The sequence below is a fragment of the Phenylobacterium ferrooxidans genome, from assembly GCF_042714595.1.
Lineage (GTDB): Bacteria > Pseudomonadota > Alphaproteobacteria > Caulobacterales > Caulobacteraceae > Phenylobacterium > Phenylobacterium ferrooxidans.
In genome coordinates this window covers 1-22,515 of the sequence record NZ_JAOTJD010000024.1, presented here as the reverse complement: position 1 = coordinate 22,515, position 22,515 = coordinate 1, and the positions used below count along the sequence as shown (strand labels likewise).

The 22,515-nt window shown below is 68.5% G+C and carries 21 protein-coding genes and 1 tRNA gene; 12 read left to right on the top strand and 10 right to left on the bottom strand.

The window, feature by feature from the left end; genetic code table 11:
* Positions 1-14: 14 nt before the first annotated feature.
* The gene (locus tag OCL97_RS13275) at positions 15-1,085 is read right to left on the bottom strand and encodes a citrate synthase/methylcitrate synthase (protein ID WP_377370449.1); all 1,071 of its coding nucleotides are present in this window, start codon (positions 1,083-1,085) and stop codon (positions 15-17) included.
* Between the two features lie 85 nt (positions 1,086-1,170).
* Here OCL97_RS13275 and OCL97_RS13270 point away from each other — a divergent pair, with 85 nt between their 5' ends.
* Positions 1,171-2,340 (top strand): citrate/2-methylcitrate synthase, encoded by a 1,170-nt coding sequence (locus OCL97_RS13270; protein WP_377370448.1) that lies wholly within the window; start codon positions 1,171-1,173, stop codon positions 2,338-2,340.
* Positions 2,341-2,611: 271 nt separating this feature from the next.
* Here the strand turns inward: OCL97_RS13270 and gltB are convergent, their stop codons facing one another.
* Both gltB and OCL97_RS13260 read right to left on the bottom strand, forming a co-directional pair.
* Complete coding sequence (gene gltB, locus OCL97_RS13265) at positions 2,612-7,192, bottom strand: glutamate synthase large subunit (protein WP_377370447.1); 4,581 nt, start codon at positions 7,190-7,192, stop codon at positions 2,612-2,614.
* A 65-nt stretch (positions 7,193-7,257) separates the two neighbouring features.
* On the bottom strand, positions 7,258-8,700 hold the full coding sequence (locus tag OCL97_RS13260) for an NAD(P)-dependent oxidoreductase (RefSeq protein WP_377370446.1): 1,443 nt from the start codon (positions 8,698-8,700) through the stop codon (positions 7,258-7,260).
* Between the two features lie 221 nt (positions 8,701-8,921).
* Between OCL97_RS13260 and OCL97_RS13255 the strand changes: the two genes are divergently transcribed.
* Entirely contained in the window at positions 8,922-9,728 is an 807-nt protein-coding gene (locus OCL97_RS13255) for an undecaprenyl-diphosphate phosphatase (RefSeq protein ID WP_304776459.1), read from the top strand.
* Between the two features lie 10 nt (positions 9,729-9,738).
* Here OCL97_RS13255 and OCL97_RS13250 read toward each other — a convergent pair whose 3' ends face one another.
* Positions 9,739-10,713 carry a complex I NDUFA9 subunit family protein gene (locus tag OCL97_RS13250; RefSeq protein WP_377370445.1) on the bottom strand — a complete coding sequence of 325 codons (975 nt, stop codon included), beginning with the start codon at positions 10,711-10,713 and terminating at the stop codon, positions 9,739-9,741.
* A 154-nt stretch (positions 10,714-10,867) separates the two neighbouring features.
* On the opposite strand from OCL97_RS13250, the gene OCL97_RS13245 reads away from it, so the two are divergent.
* The 6 genes from OCL97_RS13245 (at position 10,868) to rpoN (ending at position 15,252) form a co-directional block, all read left to right on the top strand.
* Positions 10,868-10,954 (top strand) — tRNA-Leu (locus tag OCL97_RS13245).
* 51 nt (positions 10,955-11,005) lie between these two features.
* Positions 11,006-11,623: a ribonuclease D gene (locus OCL97_RS13240; protein WP_377370444.1), complete on the top strand. Its 618-nt coding sequence runs from the start codon at positions 11,006-11,008 to the stop codon at positions 11,621-11,623.
* Between the two features lie 7 nt (positions 11,624-11,630).
* Entirely contained in the window at positions 11,631-12,251 is a 621-nt protein-coding gene (gene lptC / locus OCL97_RS13235) for an LPS export ABC transporter periplasmic protein LptC (protein WP_377370443.1), read from the top strand.
* Positions 12,252-12,270: 19 nt separating this feature from the next.
* Positions 12,271-12,849, top strand: a complete 579-nt coding sequence (locus OCL97_RS13230) for an LptA/OstA family protein (RefSeq protein WP_377370442.1) — start codon at positions 12,271-12,273, stop codon at positions 12,847-12,849.
* Between the two features lie 35 nt (positions 12,850-12,884).
* The gene (gene lptB, locus OCL97_RS13225; RefSeq protein ID WP_304776504.1) at positions 12,885-13,610 is read left to right on the top strand and encodes an LPS export ABC transporter ATP-binding protein; all 726 of its coding nucleotides are present in this window, start codon (positions 12,885-12,887) and stop codon (positions 13,608-13,610) included.
* Between the two features lie 151 nt (positions 13,611-13,761).
* The gene (gene rpoN / locus OCL97_RS13220) at positions 13,762-15,252 is read left to right on the top strand and encodes an RNA polymerase factor sigma-54 (RefSeq protein ID WP_304776447.1); all 1,491 of its coding nucleotides are present in this window, start codon (positions 13,762-13,764) and stop codon (positions 15,250-15,252) included.
* A 48-nt stretch (positions 15,253-15,300) separates the two neighbouring features.
* Here rpoN and OCL97_RS13215 read toward each other — a convergent pair whose 3' ends face one another.
* Positions 15,301-16,344, bottom strand: a complete 1,044-nt coding sequence (locus OCL97_RS13215; RefSeq protein WP_377370441.1) for an aspartate-semialdehyde dehydrogenase — start codon at positions 16,342-16,344, stop codon at positions 15,301-15,303.
* A gap of 272 nt (positions 16,345-16,616) precedes the next feature.
* Between OCL97_RS13215 and OCL97_RS13210 the strand changes: the two genes are divergently transcribed.
* The 3 genes from OCL97_RS13210 to OCL97_RS13200 all read left to right on the top strand — a co-directional run bounded on the left by OCL97_RS13210 (position 16,617) and on the right by OCL97_RS13200 (position 18,534).
* On the top strand, positions 16,617-17,243 hold the full coding sequence (locus OCL97_RS13210; protein WP_377370440.1) for an exopolysaccharide biosynthesis protein: 627 nt from the start codon (positions 16,617-16,619) through the stop codon (positions 17,241-17,243).
* A gap of 31 nt (positions 17,244-17,274) precedes the next feature.
* A complete protein-coding gene (hpf, locus tag OCL97_RS13205) occupies positions 17,275-17,925 on the top strand; it encodes a ribosome hibernation-promoting factor, HPF/YfiA family (protein WP_310541442.1) in 651 nt (216 codons plus the stop codon).
* 144 nt (positions 17,926-18,069) lie between these two features.
* Complete coding sequence (locus OCL97_RS13200; RefSeq protein ID WP_304776435.1) at positions 18,070-18,534, top strand: PTS sugar transporter subunit IIA; 465 nt, start codon at positions 18,070-18,072, stop codon at positions 18,532-18,534.
* Between the two features lie 491 nt (positions 18,535-19,025).
* Here the strand turns inward: OCL97_RS13200 and OCL97_RS13195 are convergent, their stop codons facing one another.
* Positions 19,026-19,280, bottom strand: a complete 255-nt coding sequence (locus OCL97_RS13195; RefSeq protein ID WP_377370439.1) for a DUF1150 family protein — start codon at positions 19,278-19,280, stop codon at positions 19,026-19,028.
* Between the two features lie 45 nt (positions 19,281-19,325).
* A complete protein-coding gene (locus OCL97_RS13190) occupies positions 19,326-19,745 on the bottom strand; it encodes an Hsp20 family protein (RefSeq protein WP_377370438.1) in 420 nt (139 codons plus the stop codon).
* Between the two features lie 188 nt (positions 19,746-19,933).
* Here OCL97_RS13190 and rpiB point away from each other — a divergent pair, with 188 nt between their 5' ends.
* Positions 19,934-20,386, top strand: a complete 453-nt coding sequence (gene rpiB, locus OCL97_RS13185) for a ribose 5-phosphate isomerase B (RefSeq protein ID WP_377370437.1) — start codon at positions 19,934-19,936, stop codon at positions 20,384-20,386.
* Between the two features lie 14 nt (positions 20,387-20,400).
* Here rpiB and OCL97_RS13180 read toward each other — a convergent pair whose 3' ends face one another.
* The 3 genes from OCL97_RS13180 to OCL97_RS13170 all read right to left on the bottom strand — a co-directional run.
* Positions 20,401-20,985, bottom strand: coding sequence for a pyridoxamine 5'-phosphate oxidase family protein (locus OCL97_RS13180; protein ID WP_377370436.1), 585 nt, complete (start codon positions 20,983-20,985; stop codon positions 20,401-20,403).
* Between the two features lie 432 nt (positions 20,986-21,417).
* A complete protein-coding gene (locus OCL97_RS13175; protein WP_377370435.1) occupies positions 21,418-21,882 on the bottom strand; it encodes a chemotaxis protein CheW in 465 nt (154 codons plus the stop codon).
* Between the two features lies 1 nt (position 21,883).
* The coding region (locus OCL97_RS13170; RefSeq protein WP_377370434.1) for a methyl-accepting chemotaxis protein at positions 21,884-22,515 on the bottom strand (632 nt) is incomplete at its 5' end.

Genomic DNA, 22,515 nt, shown 5'->3' with positions numbered 1-22,515 from the left:
GCTCAAATATGGCGTCAGGCGGCCACGCGGGGCGTCGGCCCCACATAGACCGACTGCGGCCGGATCAGGCGCCCGCCCGCCAGCTGCTCCCGCGCATGGGCGATCCAGCCCGCGGTGCGGCCCATGGCGAACACGCAGGTGAAGGCCGACGGCGGGAAGGCCAGGGCCTCCAGCAGCAGGGCGGTGTAGAACTCCACATTGGTGTCCAGGCTGCGGTCGGGCTTGTGGGCCTTGAGGATCTCCAGCACCGCCCGCTCCACGGCTTCGGCGAACTCCAGCCGCCCGCTGCGGGTCCCCATCCGCCGGATGGCGAGCTTCAGGGCGTCGGCGCGGGGGTCGCGGACCCGGTAGACCCGGTGCCCGAAGCCCATCAGCCGGTCGCCGCGGGCGAGCGCCGCCTCGATCCACGGCCGGGCGTTCTCCGCGCCGCCGATCCCGTCCAGCATGTCGATGATCGGTCCCGGCGCCCCGCCGTGCAGCGGCCCCTTCAGGGCGCTGATCCCGGCCAGCACCGCCGACCCAATGCCGGCCCGTGTCGAGGCCACCACCCGGGCGGCGAAGGTCGAGGCGTTCAGCCCATGGTCGCTCACCGTCACCAGATAGGTGTCCAGCGCCTCGGCCTCGGCTTGACTGGGCGCCTTGCCCAGCATGCGCAGGATGTCGGCCGCGTGCCCAAGCGAGGCGTCCGGTGCGATGGGCGCCTCGCCGGCCTGGCCCCGCACCACCGCGGCGGTGAACACCGCCGGGGCGGCCAGCAGTCGCAGGGCGACCGCCAGGTCGTCTCCGTCCGACAGCCTGGCGGTCAGGGCCCGCATGGCCTCGATGGGGCTGAGCGACAGGATGCCGGTGTCCATCGCCGAGACCTCGGCGAACACCTCGGCGCGGGCGGCGGCCAGGGGCCCAGCCAGATCGGCGGGCAGGTGGTCGAAGAACCCGTCCCACAACAGACGGGTGACCTCCTCGAAGCTGGCGCGCCCGGCCAGGTCGTCCAGCGACCGGCCGCGGATGATCAAGCGGCCCGCCGCCCCGTCCACGTCGGACATCACGGTGTGGGCGGCGATGACGTCTTCCAGTCCGTCCGACATGGGAGGACCTCCTTTTTCCAAACTTGCTAAGCGCGATATTTGCCGCCAAGCTGGACGCGTCAATCTTGATCAATATAATCAATATATGATGTCTCAGACCAAGGCCAATGACTGGATCGGCGCCGACGAGGCCCGCGCACAGTTGGGCGTGCGGCCCCAGACCCTCTACGCCTATGTCAGCCGCGGCCGGGTCCAGACCCGCGTCGATCCGGGCGATCCGCGCCGCAGCCTCTATCGGGCCGCCGACATCACAGCCCTGGTTCAGCGCAAGACCCGCAGCCGCAAGGCCTCGGAGGTGGCGGCCGGCGCCATCGCCTGGGGCGAACCTGTATTGGTCTCAGCCATCACCACCATTTCCCAGGGCCGGCTGTTCTATCGCGGCCGCGACGCCGTCGAGTTGGCGGAGACCGAGACCCTGGAATCCGTCGCCCGCCTGCTGCGCGGCGGCCACGGCGCGGCCCTGAAGCGCACCGACCGTCCCCAGCCGCCGGAGGGGGCGGACATGACCGCGCGCGCCTTCCTGGCCCTGGCTGCAAGGGCCGGCGTGGACGCCCCGGCGCTCGGCCGCCACCCCCTGGCCCTGGCCGTCGAGGCCGCCACCCTGCTGGACGTGCTCACCGACGCCATCGCCGGCGAGGTGGGCGGCGGGGCGATCCACAACCGCCTGGCCTTCGCCTGGGGTCTGGGCCCCGGAGGACCGGGGGCGGACCTGGTGCGCCGGGTGCTGGTGCTGCTGGCCGACCACGAGCTCAACCCCTCGGCCTTCGCCGCCCGGGTGGCCGCCTCGACGGGGGCGTCCCTGGCCGCTGCCGCCCTGGCGGGTCTGGCCACCCTTTCAGGCCCGCGTCACGGCGGGGCGCCGGCCGCGATCCGGGGCTTTTCGGCCGAGGCCGCCCAGGGCGGGGCGCGCAATGTCATCGCCGCCCGCCTGGCCGAGGATCGCCTGCTGCCGGGCTTCGGCCACCAACTCTATCCCGACCACGATCCCCGCGCCGCCGCCCTGCTGGACCGCTTCAAGCTGACCCCGGAGATGGCCAGCCTGCGATCGGCGGCTGAGGACATCACCGGCCTGGCGCCCAATATCGACTTCGCCCTGGTCGCCATGTCCGACGCCCTCAAGCTGCCCCGCGACGCCCCCTTCGCCCTCTTCGCCACCGCCCGCTGCGCCGGCTGGATCGCCCACGCCATCGAACAGGGCCAGACCGGCGCCCTGATCCGGCCGCGGGCGCGCTATGTGGGGGTGGAGGTGGCGTAGAGCCTTCTCGCCGCGCGGGCGTCAGCTCAGATTAGATCGTCCACGAACCACACGAACCACACGAACAAACAAAGGGTGTCATCCCGCATGCAGGCCGAAGGCCGGAAGTGCGGGATCCAGAGGTGCTGGGCTTCCGGCACGTCCAGCGCATCTGGGTCTCGGCCCTCCGCTTCGCTGCGGCCGGGATGACACTGAGAGAGTGAAGCTGCCCGTTCGTGACGTTCGTGTGGTTCGTGGTTCCAACTCTTGGGGGGCTCTCAGACCCACAGAGCTACGCCCGGTGATGCACCGCCTCTTCCTCGGCCAGTGGCTGGTCCAGGCGGTGCACCATCTCCTTGGGGACCACCTGCCAGAACTTCCCAAGATGCCGGTCCCAGTCGCGCAGGATGCCGGCGGCGAAGGCCGAGCCGGTCTCCCGCGCATGCTCCTCCACCAGCCCCCTCAGCTCCGCCTCCCAGGCCCGGGTCCCGATCCGCTGCACCACCACGCTGTCGGTGTTGAGGTGGGTGAGGAAGCGGTCGTGCAGGTCCAGCACAAACGCCATGCCCCCGGTCATGCCGGCGGCGAAGTTGAAGCCCACCGGCCCCAGGATCACCGCCCGCCCGCCGGTCATGTATTCCAGGCCGTTGGCGCCGCAGCCCTCGACCACCGTCACGGCCCCGGAATTGCGCACCCCGAACCGCTCCCCCGCCAGACCCGCCGCGAACAACCGCCCCGAGGTGGCCCCATAGAGCACCGTGTTGCCCAGGATGGCGTTGGCCTCCGGCGCCGCCAGGTGCGGCGAAGGCCGCAGGATGATGGTCGCCCCCGACAGGCCCTTGCCGACATAGTCGTTGGCCTCGCCGGTCAGCTCGATGCGCAGGCCCTGGACCGCGAAGGCCCCCAGGCTCTGTCCCGCCGAGCCCTTGAGCTGCACGGTCAGGTGCCCGGCGGGCAGGCCGGTCATCCCGAACCGTCGCACGATATGCGACGAGGTCCGCGAACCGATGGCGCGCGCGGTGTTCCGCACCGTGTAGGTCAGCTGCATCTTCTCGCCCCGCTCCAGCAGGGGGGCGGCGTCGCGGACGATCTGGGCGTCCAGGGTGTCGGGCACCTCATTGCGCCCCTCCACCACGCAATAGCGCGGGTTCGACCCCGGATCTGCCATCACCAGCAGGGGGTTGAGGTCGAGATCATCGAGATGCTCGCCGCCGCGTGAGACCTGCTGCAACAGGTCGGTGCGGCCGACGATCTCCTGGATCGAGCGGAAGCCCAGCGAGGCCAGGATTTCGCGGACCTCCTCGGCGATGAAGGTGAAGAGGTTGATCACCTTCTCCGGGCTGCCGGAGAACTTTTCCCGCAAGGCCTCGTCCTGGGTGCAGACCCCCACCGGGCAGGTGTTGGAATGGCACTGGCGCACCATGATGCAGCCCATGGCGATCAGGCTCGCTGTTCCAATCCCGAACTCTTCCGCCCCCAACATGGCGGCGATCACCACATCGCGCCCCGTGCGCATGCCCCCGTCGGCCCGCAGCCGCACCGAGTGGCGCAGGTTGTTCAGGGTCAGGACCTGGTTGGCCTCGGAGAGCCCCATCTCCCAGGGCCCGCCGGCGTACTTGATCGAGGTCTGGGGGGAGGCCCCGGTGCCGCCGACATTGCCGGAGATCAGGATCACATCGGCCTTGGCCTTGGCCACGCCCGCCGCGATCGCCCCGATGCCGGTCATGGCCACCAGCTTCACGCAGACCCGCGCGGTCGGGTTGATCTGCTTCAGGTCGTAGATGAGCTGGGCCAGGTCCTCGATGGAATAGATGTCGTGGTGCGGCGGGGGTGAGATCAGCATCACGCCGGGCGTCGCGTGCCGCAGCTTGGCGATCAGCTCGGTCACCTTGAAGCCGGGCAGCTGCCCGCCCTCGCCGGGCTTGGCGCCCTGGCTGACCTTGATCTCGATCTCGCGGCATTCGTTGAGATACTCCGCCGTCACCCCGAACCGTCCCGAGGCGATCTGCTTGACCGCCGAGTTGGGGTTGTCGCCGTTGGGCAGGGGCTTGTAGCGGGCCGCGTCCTCCCCGCCCTCGCCGGAGACGCTCTTGGCCCCGATGCGGTTCATGGCGATGTTCAACACCCCGTGCGCCTCGGGGCTTAGAGCCCCCATGCTCATGCCGGGCGTCAGGAAGCGCTTGCGGATCTCGTTGACGCTCTCGACCTCGTCCAGGGCCACGGGACGTTCGCCGGTCCGCCAGTCCAGCAGGTCGCGCAGCTGGATGGTGGGCTGCCGGGCCATCCCCGCCGAGAACCGCTGGTAGGCGCCATAGTCGCCGGTGTTGCAGGCGGCCTGCAGGGTGTGGATCATGCGCGCCTCGAAGGCGTGGCTCTCGCCGCTGGCGCGCGCCTTGTAGAGGCCTCCCACCGGCAGGCTGATGGCCCCGGGGTCCCAGGCGCGGCGATGCACCTCGACCGCCTTGGCCTCCAGACCGGCCAGGCCGATGCCGGAGATGCGCGAGGGCATGCCGGGGAAGAACTCCGCCACCAGGGCGCGGCTCAGCCCCACCGCCTCGAAGTTGTAGCCGCCGCGATAGGAGGAGATCACCGCGATGCCCATCTTGGCGATGATCTTCAACAGGCCGCCCTCGATGGCGTGCTTGAAGTTTCGGCAGACGTCGTGGAGCGTCAGCTCGCCCGCTAGGCCACGCTCCAGCCGGTCCTGGAAGCTCTCCTGGGCCAGATAGGCGTTCACCGCCGTGGCCCCCACCCCCACCAGCACCGCGAAATAATGGGTGTCGAGGCACTCGGCCGAGCGGACGATGATCGAGACATAGGAACGTAGCCCCTTGGCCACCAGCCAGGCGTGGACCCCGCCGGTGGCCAGGATCATCGGCAGACCCACACGCCCGGGCCCCGAGGCCTCGTCGGTCAGCACGATGGTGGCGCAGCCGCGCAGGGCGGCGTCCTCGGCCTCGGCGCGGATGCGGTCGAGATTGGCGCGCAGGGCGTCGCCGGGCCGGCCCTTAGCGGCCGGGATCGGCATGGTGGCGTCGATCACCGCCGCCGTGCCCTCGCCGATGAAGCCCATGATCCGCTGGTACATGCCGGTGGTCAGCACCGGGCTTTCCAGCACGAAGACGTCGGTCTGGGCCTCGTCCTGGGCCAGGATGTTGCCCAGGTTCTTGAACCGGGTCTTCAGGCTCATGACACCGGTTTCGCGCAAGCTATCGATCGGCGGGTTGGTCACCTGGCTGAAGTTCTGCCGGAAGAAATGGGAGAGCGGCCTGTACTGGTCGCTCAGCACCGCCAGGGGCGCGTCGTCGCCCATGGAGCCCACCGCCTCCTTGCCGTCCTCGATCATCGGGGCCAGCAGCAGCTCCAGGTCCTCCAGGCTCATCCCGGCGGCGGCCTGGCGGCGCGTCAGCTCCTCCCGGCCGTAGGCGCGGGGCTCGGGGCCTGGCGCGATCTTGGCCTCCAGATCCACCATGTTGCCCAGCCACTGGTCATAGGGGTGCTGGGCGGCCAGGCGGTCGATGATCTCGTCCTCCTCGTAGAGGCGGCCCTCGGCGAGGTCGACGGCCACCATCCGGCCGGGCTGGATGTGGGCCTTGCGCACGATGCGGGCCTCGTCGACCCGGCACATGCCGGCCTCCGAGCCCATGATCAGCAAGCCGTCGTCGGTATAGGTCACCCGCAGGGGCCGCAGGCCGTTGCGGTCCTTGCCGGCCACCACCCAGCGGCCGTCGGTGGCGCAGATGGCGGCCGGTCCGTCCCAGGGCTCCATCACCGCGTTGCAATAGGCGTAGAGCGCCTTGTGCGCCGGGCTGATCTGTTCGTCGCTCTTGTGCGCCCAGGCCTCGGGGATCAGCAGGGCCTTGGCCATGGGAGCGTCGCGGCCGGCCCGGACCAGCACCTCGAATGTGTTGTCGAGCGCCATGGAGTCCGAGCCGCTGGCGTCCTGGATCACCGGCTTCACGTCGTCCCCGAAGTCGCCGAAGGCGTCGGCGGCCATGCGGATCTCGTGGCTCTTCATCCAGTTCAGGTTGCCCTTCTTGGTGTTGATCTCGCCGTTGTGCGCCAGCATCCGGAAGGGCTGGGCCAGCCGCCATTCCGGGAAGGTGTTGGTGGAATAGCGCTGGTGGAAGATCGCCACGGCCGCCGTGAACCGGGCGTCGGTCAGGTCGGGATAGAAGGCGTCGATGTGCTCGGCCAGGAACATGCCCTTGTAGATCAGCGAACGGGCCGACAGGGAGCACAGGTAGAATTGCTGGATGCCGGCCTGGGCGACACGCTTCTCGATGCGCTTGCGGCACAGGAACAGCGCCCGCTCCAGGGCCTCGCCCTCCAGGCCGGCGGGACCCGCCAGCATGATCTGCTCGATCTCCGGGCGCGTGGCGTTGGCCTTCTCGCCGATGACCCGGGTGTCGGTGGGCACCTGGCGCCAGCCATAGATGTAGAAGCCGAACCGCAGGGCCTCGGCCTCGACGATGGTGCGGGCCGCCTCCTGGGCGTTGAGGTCGTTGCGCGGCAGGAAGACCTGACCCACGGCGATGGGGCCGGGCCGCAGCCTGTGCCCCGTGCGCTGCACCTGGTCGGCGAAGAAGTCCTGCGGGACGCTGACCAGCACGCCAGCGCCGTCGCCGGTCTTGCCGTCGGCGTCGATGGCGCCCCGGTGCCAGACGCTCTTCAACGCCCGGATCGCCAGCTCCACCACCTCGCGGCGGGGCTGGCCGTCCAGGGCGCAGACCAGGCCCACCCCACAGGCGTCCCGCTCGGAGTCGGGATCATAGGCGTGGCCGTCGATGAGCTTGGCGCGGTTCTCGAGGAAGCGCTGCGTATCCTCAACCCCCCACCGCTCATCCCGGCGAAGGCCGGGATCCGGATTCATCTGGGGCGCTGGGTGGGCTTCACCTGGGTCCCGGCCTTCGCCGGGATGAGCGGGAAATTGGCTCATCATCTTGCCTCCGCCGCGACCCGCGCGGGTTCCGTCAGATAGCGGTGGATGGCGTCGGCGGCGTCGCGGCCGTCCTTGATCGCCCAGACCACCAGGGAGGCGCCGCGGGCGATGTCGCCAGCCGCGAACACGCCGGGCAGGTTGGTCATCAGGGTGCGGAAGTCGGCCTTCACCGTTCCCCAGCGGCTGACCGCCAGGTCCGGGGCCGCAAGGCCGCGCGGCAGGTCCTCGGGATCAAAGCCAAGCGCCTTGATCACCAGGTCGGCCGGCGCCTCGAAGTCGGCCCCCACGATCTCCTCGGGCGCGGCGCGGCCGGTGGCGTCGGGGGCGCCGAGACGCATGCGGGCGGCCCTGACACCGGTGGCCATGCCGGCTTCGCCCAGCACGGCCCGGGGCGCGGCCAGCCATTCGAACACCACGCCCTCCTCCTCGGCGTGGGCGACCTCGCGGGCCGAGCCCGGCATGTTGGCGCGGTCGCGGCGATAGAGGCAGGTCACCGACTTCGCCCCCTGGCGCACGGCGGTGCGTACGCAGTCCATGGCCGTGTCGCCGCCCCCCACCACCACCACGTCGCGGCCCTGGGCGTGCAGCTGGCCCGAGGCGTATTCCGGCACGTCGTCGCCCAGACCGGCCCGGTTCGAGGCGATCAGGTAGTCCAGCGCCGGCGTCACCCCCGCCGCCCCCGCGCCGGGGACCACCAGGTCGCGGTCGGCATAGACACCGGTGGCGATCAGCACGCTGTGATGCGTCTCGCGCAGCTCATCGAGGGTGGCGTCCAGGCCCACCTCGAAGTTCAGCTGGAACTCCACCCCGCCGTCGGCGAGCCGCTGGGTGCGCCGCATCACCACGTCCTTCTCCAGCTTGAAGCTGGGGATGCCGTAGATCAGCAGGCCGCCGGCCCGGTCGTGGCGGTCATAGACGGTGACGGCGTAGCCCATCTCGCGCAGGCGCTCGGCGGCGGACAGCCCGGCCGGCCCCGCCCCGATGATCCCCACCGACTTGCCCTGGTCGCGGCCGGGGACGAGAGGCCGGACCCAGCCCTCCTCCCAGGCCTTGTCGGTCAGGTAGCGCTCCACCGCGCCGATGGTGACGGTGCCGTGCCCCGACTGCTCGATGGTGCAGGAGCCTTCGCATAGGCGGTCCTGCGGGCAGATGCGGCCGCAGATCTCCGGCATGGAATTGGTGGCCTGGGAAAGCTGGTAGGCCTCCTCCAGCCGCCCCTCGGCGGTCATCCGCAGCCAGTCGGGGATGTTGTTGTGCAGCGGGCAGTGGGTCTGACAGAACGGTATCCCGCACTGCGAGCAGCGTGAGGCCTGCTCGCGAGCCTTGGCGTCGATGAAGTCGGCATAAATCTCATGGAAATCGCCGCTGCGCGTAGCCGCCGACCGCTTGGGGGGCGTTGTCCTCTCCACAGTCGTGAACTTCAGCATCCGCTCGGCCATGGCGGGTCCTCCGCCCCCTCATGGGCGAAAGCCTTTTACGCGTCTTTTCAACGTCCCGGAACAAGATGGTCCATTAAACGTACGATCTTGGACTTATAGCCCAGCTTCAAGCTCATCTCGAACGGTGGATCCCGCTCAGGTCGTCTACAAACGGGATGAACCTCAAATTTACCCTGTTCCCGCCCCTTACCTCCACTTCATCCCCTGCCGAAAGTCCCCGCATGTCCGATTGGATCGCCGCCATCATCCTGGGCGTCGTTGAAGGGGTGACCGAGTTCATCCCGGTGTCCTCGACCGGCCACCTGCTGCTGACCAAGTCCCTGCTCGGCTTGCCGAACGGGTTCTGGGACACCTTCGCGGTGCTCATCCAGCTGGGTGCGATCCTCGCCGTGGTGGCCCTCTATTTCGGCAGGCTCTGGAAGGTGCTGATCGGCCTGCCCACCAGCGCCGAGGCGCGCGGGTTCGCGCTCTCCGTCCTGATCGCCTTCATCCCCGGCGCGGTCCTGGGCCTGGCGCTCCACGAGGTCATCAAGGAGGTCCTGTTCGAGAGCCCGCGCCTGATCTGCTGGTCGCTGATCATCGGCGGGGTGGGTCTGCTGGCCCTGGACCGCTGGGCGCCGGCGCCCCGGGAGGAGGACGCCATGAAGCTCTCCTGGAAAACCTCCCTGGTGGTGGGTCTCTTCCAGACCCTGGCCCTCATCCCCGGCGTCTCACGCTCGGGCGCCACCATCGTCGGCTCGATGCTGATGCGGGTGGAGAAGAAGGCCGCGGCCGAGTTTTCCTTCTTCCTGGCCATCCCCACCATGGCCGGCGCCTTCGCGGTCGACCTCTACAAGAACAAGGATGTGCTGAGCATGGACCAGGCGGGGATCATCGCCCTGGGCTTCGCCGTCAGCTTCATCGTCGGCTTCATCGTCGTCCGCGCCCTGGTGGACTTCGTCGGCCGCCACGGCTTTGCGCCCTTCGCCTGGTGGCGGATCGTGGTGGGGGCCGGTGGTCTGATCTGGATGGCGATAGCCAGCCAGTAGGGGCTGGCCGCTAGGCGACGGCCGTCAGGCGCTCGACCTCGTCGGCGTACTGGCCGCCCTTGCGGAAGCGGTAGAGGTAGGCTGGCACGATACCCTCGACGGCGCTGGCCTCGATCCCAAGCTCGGCCAGGCCGGGCTGGGTCCCCGACACCACGTTGTCGGACTTCAGCAGTTCGACCTGGTCCTCGGTCAGCGGCGGCGCCCACGGCGTCAGGGCCAGGAACTCGAAGGCCTTGCCCATCAGGGCGGCGACCGGGAAGGGCAGGGGGACCAGGAAACGCTTGCGGCCGGTTTCGGCCAGCACCAGCTCCATCAGCTCTCGGAAGCTGTAGGCCCGCGGACCGCCCAGCTCATAGGTCTGGCCAGCGCAGGCGGGATCGGTGACGCAGGCGACGATCGCCTTGGCCACATCCCCCACGAAGACCGGCTGCAGTTTGCCGTCCCCGCCGCCGATCAGTGGCAGAACCGGGCTGATCATGGCCAGCTCGCCGAACCTGTTGAAGAAGTTGTCGTCGGGCCCGAACACCACCGACGGCCGCACGATGACCGCGCCGGGGAAGGCCTCGCGCACGGCGTCCTCGCCCATGGCCTTGGTCCGCGCATATTTCGCGCCGGACTCCGGATCGGCGCCCAGGGCCGAGATCTGCACCAGGCGCTCGACACCCGCTTCCCGGGCCACGGCGGCGACGTTGCGCGCGCCCATGGCGTGGATGCTCTGGAATTTCTGGCGGCCGGTCTCGTAGAGCACGCCCACCGCGTTCACGACGGCATGGGCGCCTTCGACGGCGCGACGAATGGAGGCCTCGTTGCGGATATTGGCCTGCACGACCTCGATCTGGCCGACATCGCCCAGCAGGCGCATCTTGTAGGCCAGGTGCGGTTGGCGCACGGCGACCCGCACCCGCCAGCCCTGCTTGGCCAGCGCGCGGACAACCTGTGCGCCGACGAAGCCCGAACCGCCGAAGACGGTGACCAGATCCTGCATGGAGTTTCGACCGGATTTAAGTGGCTCTTGGAGCGCTTGCGATAGACGAAGCGACCCCGCGCCGCAATGCGACTTGAAAGGAAGGTGAAGCGGGGCGTTGACCGGGCCTAGGCGGCGCCCTAAGGAACCCCCCTCGCGCGATCCGGTGGATCGGGCCCAGGTGGCGGAATTGGTAGACGCGCTGGCTTCAGGTGCCAGTGGCTTAACGGCCGTGAAGGTTCGAGTCCTTTCCTGGGCACCATCCCTCTCCCTATATGGGAGAGGATCTAGTTTGCGCCGGAGCGAGGCGACCTTGGCGAATCATCTGCACATCGGCGATTTACCCAAGGGCGCCTTCGCCGGCGCGACCTCGGTCGCGGTGGATTCCGAGACCATGGGCCTGCGGCTCGGCCGCGACCCGCTCTGCGTGGTGCAGATCTCCGACGGCAAGGGCGACGCCCATCTCGTCCAGCTCGACCGCGCCACCTATGACGCGCCCAATCTCAAGGCCCTGCTCACCGACCCGGCGGTGACGAAGATCTTCCACTTCGGCCGCTTCGACATCGCCATGTTCTATCTGCATCTGGGCGTGGTGACGGCGCCGGTCTACTGCACCAAGATCGCCTCGAAGCTGGCCCGGACCTACACCGACCGCCACGGCCTGAAGGACGTGTCCAAGGAGCTGGCGGGGATCGACATGTCCAAGGCCCAGCAGAGTTCCGACTGGGGCGCCGCCAAGCTCAGCGACGAACAGATCGCCTACGCGGCCTCCGACGTCCTGCATCTGCATGGTCTGCGCGACCGGCTGGACGCCATGCTGGTGCGCGAGGGCCGCGACCACCTGGCGCGCGCCTGCTTCGACTTCCTGCCTCACCGCGCCCTGCTCGATGTGGCCGGCTGGGAAGAGGTCGACATCTTCGCCCACATGTGAGGCTCGGGTGACAGCCGCCTTCGCTGACCAGAGCCACACGCCCTACAGCGCAGACTTCGAGCGCTGGCGGCAGCGTTCGCGCCTGGTCAGGCGGCTACGGGTGATCCTGCCGGCGGTGATCGGCCTGATCCTGCTGACCATGGTGGGCTTCGTCATCCAGAGCACGCTCGCCGGCGTCAAGGACAAGCCGCAGGACGCTGACGCCCCCATTCAGCTGGTCAATCCCCGCTTCCTGGGCCGTGACGACAAGGGCCGCGCCTTCGTGCTCACCGCCAAGACCGCCATCCGTGACCCCAAGGACTATCAGCGGGTGATGCTCGACACCCCCATGCTGATCCTCGACGAAGAGGGGCCACGTCCGACCCGCATCTCCGCCAAGGCCGGCGTCTACCGCGAGGACAAGCGGGTGCTGAATCTCGAGGGTGGCGTAAAGTTGAACGGCGGGGACGTGAATTTCGCCACCGCCACCTCCATCTTCAATACCGCGACCGGAGAACTTGAAGGCGCGGGCGAGATCAAGGGGGCTGGCGCGCTTGGAGAAATCATCGCCAAGTCCTATGGCGTGTACGACAAGGGCGAACGCATGGTGTTCAAGGGCGGCGTACACACCCGCGTCGAGTCACACTAGGCATTCAGGCGGCATGGGCATGATCAGGCTAGCGAATATGAAGCACTGGGCGGCGGGCGTCTTCGCCTGCGGGTTGATTGCGGCCGGTCCGGCCGCGGCGCAACTGGCGCAGAACTCCGACGCCCCGGTGGATATCACCGCTGACGAGCTGGAGGTCATCAACGCCCGGTGCCTGGCCACCTATTCCGGCGGCGCCGAGGCCCTGCAGGACAAGGTTCGCCTGCGGGCCGACATCTTGAAGATCTATTATAAGCCCAACCCCTCGGCCAAGCCGGGTGCGGCGGGCCAGGCCGGCGCCGCCTGCGGCAACCAGCTCGACCGCATGGAGGCCAACGGCTCGGTCTACTACGTCACCCCGCAGCAGCGGGTGCGCGGCGACGCGGCGGTCTATGACGCGGCGGCCGACACCATCACGATCACCGGCGATGTGGTGGCCGTCCAGGGCCAGAACGTGCTGCGTGGCTCCAAGCTGGTGATCAAGGTCGCCACCGGGGACGCCCAGATGCAGAGCGGCGTGAAGGGGCGCAACAAGCCCGGCCGCGTGCGCACCGTCCTCTATCCCCAGCAGCAGGCGGGACCGCCCGCCGCGCGGCGCTAGGGGTGAAGCCCGAGAATTTCGAAGCTCTCCCGGGTCTGGCCGGGGAGGGGCTTGTGGTCGATAACATCGGCAAGTCCTTCCGTGGCCGGCCGGTGGTGAAGGGCGTGACGCTGAGCCTGCGCCGCGGCGAGGTCGTGGGCCTGCTGGGCCCCAACGGCGCCGGCAAGACCACCTGCTTCTACATGATCACCGGCCTGATCCCGGCCGACTACGGCGCCATCTATCTGGACGGTGAGAACATCACCGCCCAGCCCATGTACCAGCGTGCCCGCATGGGGGTCGGCTACCTGCCTCAGGAAACCTCGATTTTCCGGGGCATGACCGTGGAAGAGAACGTCATGGCGGTGGTGGAGCTGCGCGCCAAGGACATGGGCGAGGCGCGGGCCACCGTGACCCAGCTGCTCACCGACCTGCACATCGAACACCTGCGCAAGGCGCCGGCCATCTCGCTGTCAGGGGGTGAGCGCCGTCGGGTCGAGATCGCTCGCGCCCTGGCCAGCGAACCTTCTTTCATGCTGCTGGATGAGCCCTTCGCCGGCATCGACCCCCTGGCCATCTCCGATATCCGCGAGGTGATCGCCTTCCTGAAGAGCCGGGGCATCGGCATCCTGATCACCGACCACAATGTCCGCGAGACCCTGGACATCATCGACCGCGCCGCGATCATCCATGCGGGCGAGGTGCTGTTCGAGGGCACGCCGGCCGAGATCGTCGATGACCCCGAAGTCCGCCGCGTCTATCTGGGCGAACGTTTCGGCTGACGACGCCGGAGGTATCCGGGGCGCCGCAGGCGCGATTCCCAAAAAATCGACGGCAAAAAACATGGTTAACCAGAAGGTCGCGGCCCGGTTAACTAATCGCTGGTGATTGCACGCCTAGCCTGTCCAGCAAGAAACAGGCCAGGAGGCGATTTTGGCGCTCGGCGCGCGTTTAGAGATGCGGCAAGGCCAGGGGTTGGTGATCACCCCCCAGCTGCAGCAGGCCATCAAGCTGCTGCAGCTCTCCAACATGGAGCTGGAGACCTATGTCGAGGGCGAGCTGGAGCGGAACCCGCTGCTCCAGCGCGACGAACGCGACTCCGAACCCGATGTCGAAGCCGGCCCCCGCGACGCCGAGGACTTCGCCTCCGACAGCATTCCCGAGGGCGCCGCCGAGGCGCACATGGATGTCACCCACGAGGCAGAGGCCTCACCGGGAGAGCGCAACACCGGGGACGCCGAGGGCGCCGGTGAGGCGGGCGGCGCGGTGGACTGGTCCCGCGCCGGCAAGGGCGGCTCCTTCGAGGACTCCGACGACTTCGAACAGCGGCTGACCCGCGAGAAGACCCTGGCCGAGCACCTCTATGACCAACTGATGGTCTCGGGCTTCAGCGGCATCGAGTATGCGGCGGCCACCGTTCTGGTCGATAGCGTCGATGAGGGCGGCTACCTGCGAGTGGACATGGCCGAGACCGCCGGGCGGCTGGGCTGCGACCTCACCTTCCTGGAGGACGTGCTGCGCATGCTGCAGCGGTTCGAGCCCATTGGGGTCTTCGCCCGCGACGTGCGCGAGTGCCTGATGCTGCAGCTCAGGGAGCGCGACCGCTGCGACCCGGCCATGATGGCCTTGCTGGACAATCTGGATCTGCTGGCCAGGCGCGACCTCTCGGCCCTGCGCAAGGCCTGCGGGGTCGACGACGACGATCTGAAGGACATGATCTCCGAGCTGCGGGCCCTGACGCCCCGGCCGGGCGCGGCCTTCGGCGGCGAGCCCAGCCAGCCGGTGGCGCCGGACGTCTATGTGCGCGAGGGCCTGGGCGGCCTGTGGCATGTGGAGCTTAATTCCGACACCCTGCCCCGCCTGCTGGTGGACCAGCGCTACCACGCCCGGGTCTCGGCCGGCGCCCGGACCGACCAGGAGAAGGTGTTCGTGGCCGACTGCATGGCCAGCGCCAACTGGCTGGTCAAGAGCCTCGATCAGCGGGCCAAGACCATCCTGAAGGTGGCCAGCGAGATCGTCCGTCAGCAGGACGGCTTCCTGGCCTATGGCGTGGAACACCTGCGGCCGCTGAACCTCAAGACCGTCGCCGACGCCATCGGCATGCACGAGTCGACGGTCAGCCGGGTGACCTCCAACAAGTACATCGCCACCCCGCGCGGCATGTTCGAGCTGAAGTTCTTCTTCACCTCCGGCATCGCCAATTCCGACGGCGGCGAGGCCCATTCCTCGGAGAGTGTTCGCCATAAGATCAAGCAGTTGATCGAAACCGAGCGGGCCGAGGCCGAGGTTCATTCCGACGACCGGATCGTCGAGATCCTCAAGGAGACCGGCGTCGATATCGCCCGGCGCACCGTCGCCAAGTACCGGGAGGCCATGCGCATCCCGTCCTCGGTCGAGCGCCGCCGGGTCCTCAAGCACGCCTAGACGAAGGGCGCCGCAAGGCCCTCCAACATGTCGGTCTCCGTGGAGGGATCAGGAGGCATATTGCTCGGCGATCTGGACGGCGTTCAAGGCGGCGCCCTTGAGGAGCTGATCGCCTGACAGGAAAAGGGTCAGGGTGCGACCGGTGGGATCCGAGGCGTCACCACGTAGGCGACCGACCAACACGTCATCGACGCCGGTCGCCTCGCTGGGCATGGGGAAGTGGTTGTTTTCATTGTCGTTCACGAGGCGGACACCCGGAGCGTCGGCGAGCCACGACAGGGCGTCATTGGCCGTTACTTGACCCTCGAACTCCACGTTGAGCGCCATGGAGTGGGCCCGCAGCACCGGCACCCGGATGCAGGTGAAGGAGACCCGCAGGTCCGGCGTCCCCATCAGCTTGCGGACCTCGGCCATCACCTTGGTCTCCTCGCCATTGTAGCCGGTGGCCGGGTCGATGGCGGTGTTGTGGCTGAAGACGTTGAAGGCGTAGGGGTGCGGCAGGACCTTGGGGGTGAAGGCCTCCCCGGCCAGGTAGGCGGCGGTGGACAGCTCCAGCTCCTCCATGGCCGCGGCGCCCGCGCCCGAGGCCGACTGATAGGTCGACCCGATCACCCGGACGATGGGGTTGCGGGCGTGCAGGGGGGCCAGGGCCATCACCGCGATGGCGGCCACGCAGTTGGGGTTGGCCACGATCATCGGGCGGCCGGCCAGCAGGCCGCCATTGACCTCCGGCACCACCAGAGGCGTGCCCTCATCCATGCGGAAGGCCGAGGAATTGTCGACCACGACGCAGCCCCGGGCCGCGGCGAGGGGGGCGAACTGGCGGCTGATGGCGGCGCCGGCCGAGAACAGGGCGATATCCACGCCGTCGAAGGCCTCCGCGGTCAGGGTCTCCACCGCCACGGGCTGGCCCTTGAACACCAGGGTCCTGCCGGCCGAGCGGGCCGAGGCCAGCAGCTTGAGCTGGCCCACGGGGAAGCCGCGGCGTTCAAGGCAGCCGATCAGCTCGGCGCCCACGGCGCCGGTGGCGCCGACGATGGCGATATTGAGCAGACGCTGGCGGGCGGGACGTTCGAGGTCTTGCAAGGACATGGGTGGTTCTCCGGTGGGGACCGGAGGGCGGGGCTGTCTTTCCGTCTTGCAGACTTTCAGCACCCGACCTACCGGCGGGGTGCTGGGGGTTGCTACGCGGCGTGCACGCGCGAACCCCCAGGCCCCGAGAGCCCGGTGGTTTTAATGGCGCGTTTAATGACGGCGATCCGCATGGCGCGCCTCCTAGCCGAAAAGCGGCGCCGCTGTAAAGCGCGGGACGAATCGTCCCTTCGCGCGTTGTGCCGACGCCGCACCCGGCGATATGAGAGCCCATGCCCGACCGAGAGTTTCCGCAGCACCTGAGTCTCTCGGCCCACATCCGCGCGCTCGGCGACCAGGCCGCGGAGAAGGTGACGCTGGGCGAGATCATCGACTCCTTCGGGCGCCGCGCCTTCGCCGCCCTGATGTTCGTGCTGGCGATGCCCAACCTGCTGCCGCTCCCCCCCGGCTCCAGCACCATCCTTGGCGCGCCCCTGCTGCTGATCTCGCCGCAGATGGTGATCGGTTTCCAAACCCTGTGGCTGCCGAGGTTCCTCGACGACCGTCAGATGAGCCGGGCCGAACTCGCCCAGGCGTTCAGCAAGCTGCTGCCCTGGCTGGAGCGCATAGAGCGGGTTTCGGGGCCGCGCCTGATGTTCATGTTCGGGCCGGTGGGAGACCGGCTGATCGGGCTGATCTGCACCCTGCTGTCCTTCGTGCTGATTCTTCCCATCCCGCTGGGCAATCTGCTGCCCGCCCTGACCATCGCCGTCCTGGCCTTTTCGATGGTTCAGAGGGATGGGCTGCTGGCCCTGGCGGGCTACGCCCTGGCGGCCACATCGGCGGCGGTCCTGTTCCTCAGCGCCGGCGTCGTGATGGCCGCCGTACACCATCTCGTGGGTTGGTTCGGAGGCGCTTGACACCTTCGGCGGTCAGGCGTGTTGTCGCTTCATGCAAGTCTTAGTATCCGGCAAGCATGTCGCCGTTGGGGAGGCCCTGCGTGAGCGGGTCACCGACGAAATCACCGGTTCTATCGGCAAGTACTTCGACCGTGGCGGCGCCGCGGACGTGGTCGTGAGCCGAGAGGGCCATTCCTTCAGAGTCGACTGCGCGTTGAAACTGGCCACCGGCCAGGCGCTGCAAAGTCACGGTCTGGGCGCCGACGCCCACGGCGCCTTCGATGCGGCGCTGGCCAAGATCGAGACGCGGGTGCGCCGCTATAAGCGACGATTAAAAAGCCACTCGCCGCAGGCCGCGGCGCGCGCCGCCGAGACCGCGTCCTACTTCATCATCCAGTCCCCCGAGGGCGAGGACGAGGACGACGGCTGGGACCTCGGCGACGAGGACCAGGCCTCGCACGACAGCCATGCCCTCCCCTCGGCCATGGTCATCGCCGAGACGGAAAAGGACATCAAGACGATGACCGTTTCCGGCGCGGTGATGGAGCTGGACTTGACGGAATCCCAGACAATCGTGTTTAGGAACGCCGCTCACGGGGGTTTGTCCGTGGTTTACCGCCGGCCCGATGGGAATATCGGCTGGATCGACCCGGAGCGCACGAAATCGGCGCACGGGAACGGCGCGAACGGAACCTCGGCCTAGGGCCCTAGTTTAGGGGCCCTGGAGCTGGAGCGTGATGCAGGCCCTTGGCCTCGCGTCACGCCTCGCTCCGGGCTTCCGGCACGGGCCGTGCATCGATCTGGTTCGCACGGGCTGGCTCTGATTTGTTTTGGGCGTCACGACACAATGTTGATCGGTGAGATTCTTGAACGCGCGGCCATTGCGCCGCGTGTCAGCGCCCTCAACAAGCGCCAGGTGCTGGCGGTCATCTCGGAGATCGCCGGGCGCCAGTTCGGCCTGGACGCCGGGGTGATCCTGGACGCCCTGGCCGAGCGCGAGACCGCCAGCTCCACCGGCGTTGGCCATGGCGTCGCCGTGCCCCATGCCCGTCTGGACGGCCTGCAGCGCATGCGCGCGGTCTTCGTGCGCCTGGACCACCCGGTGGCCTTCGATTCCGTGGACGACCTGCCGGTGGACCTGGTCTTCGCCCTGTTCGCGCCGCCGAACGCCTCGACCGAACACCTGCGCACCCTGGCCCGGGTGTCGCGCCTGCTGCGGCAGGCGGATTTGCGCGAGCAACTGCGCCAGGCCAGGACGCCGGACGCGATCCACGCGCTGCTGGTGCAGGAAGCCCGGTCGAGCGCGGCTTAGGTCTGGGGTCCTTCTCCCCTTGCGGGGTCGAGAGCGGCGGTTCGCCAAATCGTTGGCGAACCGCATAGCCGGGCTTGAGTAGCCCGGCTCGCTCTCGACGGTGGCCGGTCGGAGACCGGTCGGATGAGGGGCGCTGACCTCGATCCCGCACATCCCGGCGAAGGCCGGGACCGAGATTCACCGCCAGTGCACGGGTCTGATCCACCGTTCGTGTGGTTCGTGTGGTTCGTGGATAATCTGATGGGCCATTGCAGCGGCATGGTCGAAAGGATTGGAACCACGAACCACACGAACCACACGAACGGGCGGGCCGCTTCTGAGCGCCTGTGATGCATCAGGGCCCCGGCCTTCGCCGGGATGAGCGAGAGCTACCTCAAGCCCGAGCCTGCACCGCAGCCACAATCGAAAGAAAGCCGAACATGTTCGGCTAAGCGGGTCGCACCGGCGACTCGCCGCTCTCGATCCCGCAAGGGGAGAAGGAAGCTTAGGTCTTAGTGCACCGAGACCGGCGCCAGTTCGTGGGCCAGGGCGGCGGCGACGGCGGAGTCCTTGTCGGTCATGACCGCCAGGCGTTCGCCGTCGGCGCGGTGGACCGCGTAGAGGGTCTGTTCCGGATCGAGCTTGAAGCCCTCGATCTGGGCGGTCGGGGTCGAGGCGAGGATTTCGGCGGCCTTGATCGGGCGCACATAGACGAGATCGGGACCGCCGAGGGCGGCGAAAGCTTCAGCTGTAAGATTGGGTGTCATCAGACCACCTCCTTGAAAAGGCAACGCGTGTAACGGTCGCTAAGTTCAGCCGGCCGTCTGGATAGGTATCTTCTTGATCAGCTTGTCGGGCTCGGGTCGGGCGAGATCGATGTGCAGCAGGCCGTGCTCCAGCAGGGCCTTCTCCACCTCCATGCCGTCGGCCAGGACGAAGGCGCGGATGAAGCCGCGGGCGGCGATGCCGCGGTGCAGATAGGCGTCCTCGGCCTTGCCCGCGTCGTCGCGCTTGCCGGCCACCACCAGCTGGCGGTCCTCCAGGGTCACCTGCAGGGTGTCGGGGGTGAAGCCCGCCACCGCCAAGGTGATCCGCAGGCCGCCGCCGGCCCGCTCTTCCACATTATAGGGCGGGTAGCTCTCGGCGGCCGCCTTGGCGGCGCGCTCGATGAGGCTGCGCGTGTGCTCGAACCCGAGCAGGAAGGGACTATCAAAGACGATCGGCCGGTTCATCAGAGTCCTCGCAAATTAAGCGACTCTCCGGCGCACCGCCCGAAATCGGCGCGGCGGCCGGATGACTCCTAAATGGTGAGGGCAAGCGGGGCTTTCAATGGCGGGGGTGTGGTGGCCCCTGTAGGAAGCAGGAGCGCCCGATCCACCTGGGCCAGGCCGCCAATCACCTTGGCAACGGGACGACCTCCATGACCGCCAGCAACCGCCGCGTCGTGCTTTCCAGCGACCACTCCGCCATCGCGCTGCGGCAGGCGATCGCCGGTCATATCGCGGCCCAGGGCTGGGAGGTGGTGGATATCGGACCGACGACGCCGCAGAGCACGCCCTATCCTGAGCATGGCGCGGCGGCGGCGCGGCTTGTGGCCGCCGGCGACTGCCGGTTCGGGATCATCCTGTGCGGTACGGGCCAGGGGATCATGATGGCGGCCAACAAGATCAGGGGCGTCCGCTGCGGGGTCTGCTCCGAGACCTTCTCGGCCCGCATGATCCGCCAGCACAACGACGCCAACATGCTGTCGATCGGCGCGCGGGTGGTGGGGGAGGGCCTGGCGCTCGACATCGTCGATGCGTTCCTGGCCGCCCCGTTCGACGGCGGCCGGCATGGGCCGCGGGTGGAGATGATCGCGGCGCTGGAGGGGTAGGGGCGCTCCGACGCCTAGACCCGGCGCGGCGGGACCACGTCGGCGAACATGGGGTGGGCCTTCCAGTCGGCCTCGACCGGGGACTTGCCGGCTTCAGGGGCGTGGACCGAGGGGGCGGTGACCGTCAGGGTCGGGATGTAGCGCGGGCAGTTGGGGAAGATGTCGCGCGGCGTCACCCTGACCAGGAGCTGGGCGCCGGGGATTTCCGCCAGCAGCGGGTCATCGTGCAGGACTTCGGCGGTCCCGTTGACCCGCAGGCGCTGGGGCCGCTCGCCGACCGACAGGAACAGCAGGCCGACATTGGGATTGGCGGTCAGGTTGCCGAGGCTGCGGAACATGCCGTTGCCGTCATAGTCTGGGAAGATGAGGGCGTCCGGCGCGATGACCCGGGCGAAGCCGGCGGGACCGCCCTTGAAGGAGCAGTCGGGCCGGCCTTGATCGTCGGCGGTGGCCAGGAAGAAGAAGCTCTGCTGCGCGATGAAGGCGGCGTCGCGGTCGGTGAACCGCTCGTGGCGCAGGGTCTCGTCCAGGCGGTCGGCCAGGGCGCGGCTGCCGAAGGCGTCCTGCAGGTCGCGCTGGCCCTGGTGATACATCGACATGGGTTAGGCCCCGTTCGTGTGGTTCGTGTGGTTCGTGGACAATCTTGATCCGCCTCGCGGCGTCACGGCCAGAAGAATTGGGACCACGAACCACACGAACCACACGAACAGGAGAGCCGGCCGCGCCCCCACTCCCTCTATCGTCATCCTCGGGCTTGCCCCGAGGATCCCTAGAGCCTGATCCGTTGAGGTGGAATCGCTTCGCGATTCCGCCGATGCGGTGGATCAGGCTCCAGATATAAGCGAGAGCATGATTCACGCCTGAGCCGGGACCGCTGCGCGGTTCCGTCTCAAGCGATCATGCTCTAGGCGCGGTGATTGAGGCCGCCCTCGGCGGTTAGGTTCGTGCTCTCGGCGGAGAGACGGAGATCATGAGTCCTCGGGACAAGCCCGAGGATGACGGCTTTGAAAATGGCGGACCCCGGACGCGCCCTAGGCGGCCAGGCGCTCGTGGGCTGGGAGCAGGGCGGCGACGATCAGACGGCTGAGCATGCGGCCCTCAAGGGGGATGATGGCGTCGACGAAGGTCGCGCCGGGCTCGCAGTCCATGTCGGGCGGGGTCTGCAGCAGGGCGGTGTCCACCAGGAAGGTCTCCTGCACCGCATCGACCATCAGACCGATCACCCGGTCCTGGTGCTGGACCACCACGAAGACGTGGCGGGACGAGGCCTCGGTTTCCCCCAGGCCCAGCCGACGGCGCAGGTCGATCACCGGCATGACCAGGCCGCGCAGATTGATCACCCCCAGGACATAGGGCGGCGTGTGGGGCATGCGGGTCGTCGGGGTCCAGCCGCGGATCTCGCGCACAGAGCGGATGTCGATGCAGAATTCCTGCCCGGCGATCTCGAAGGAGATCAGTTCCAGGGCGCCATCGGTGGGGGTGTCGAGGCGCGGCATGTCAGAACTCGGTCCACTCGCCGGCCGGCGCCTCGGCCACCGCCGCCGAGCCGAACGCCCCCTTCAACCGACTCCGCTGCTGGGCGACGGGATTGCGGGCGGTCACATGCCGCTCTGGGTCGGCCAGCTCCAGGCGGGCCGCGCCATGCGCGGCGCCGGACCGGAAGCGGCTGACCAGCCGCACCAGTTCGCGGGATTCGTTACGCAGGTTGGAGGCCGCGGCCGTGGATTGCTCCACCATGGCGGCGTTCTGCTGGGTGACCTGGTCCATCTGGTTGACCGCGGTGTTGACCTGGTTGAGCCCGGTGGCCTGTTCCTGGGAGGACAGGGCGATCTCGGCGATCAGGCCGTCGATCTCGGCGACCTTCTCGGCGATGCCCAACAGGGTCTGTCCGGTTTCGCCCACCAGCTTCACCCCGCGCTCGACCTGGGCCGAGGAGGTGGCGATCAGGGACTTGATCTCCTTGGCGGCGTCGGCCGAGCGCTGGGCCAGGGCCCGGACCTCGGAGGCCACCACCGCGAAGCCGCGACCGGCCTCGCCGGCGCGGGCGGCCTCGACCCCGGCGTTCAGGGCCAGCAGGTTGGTCTGGAAGGCGATCTCGTCGATGACGCCGATGATCTGGGAGATCTGGC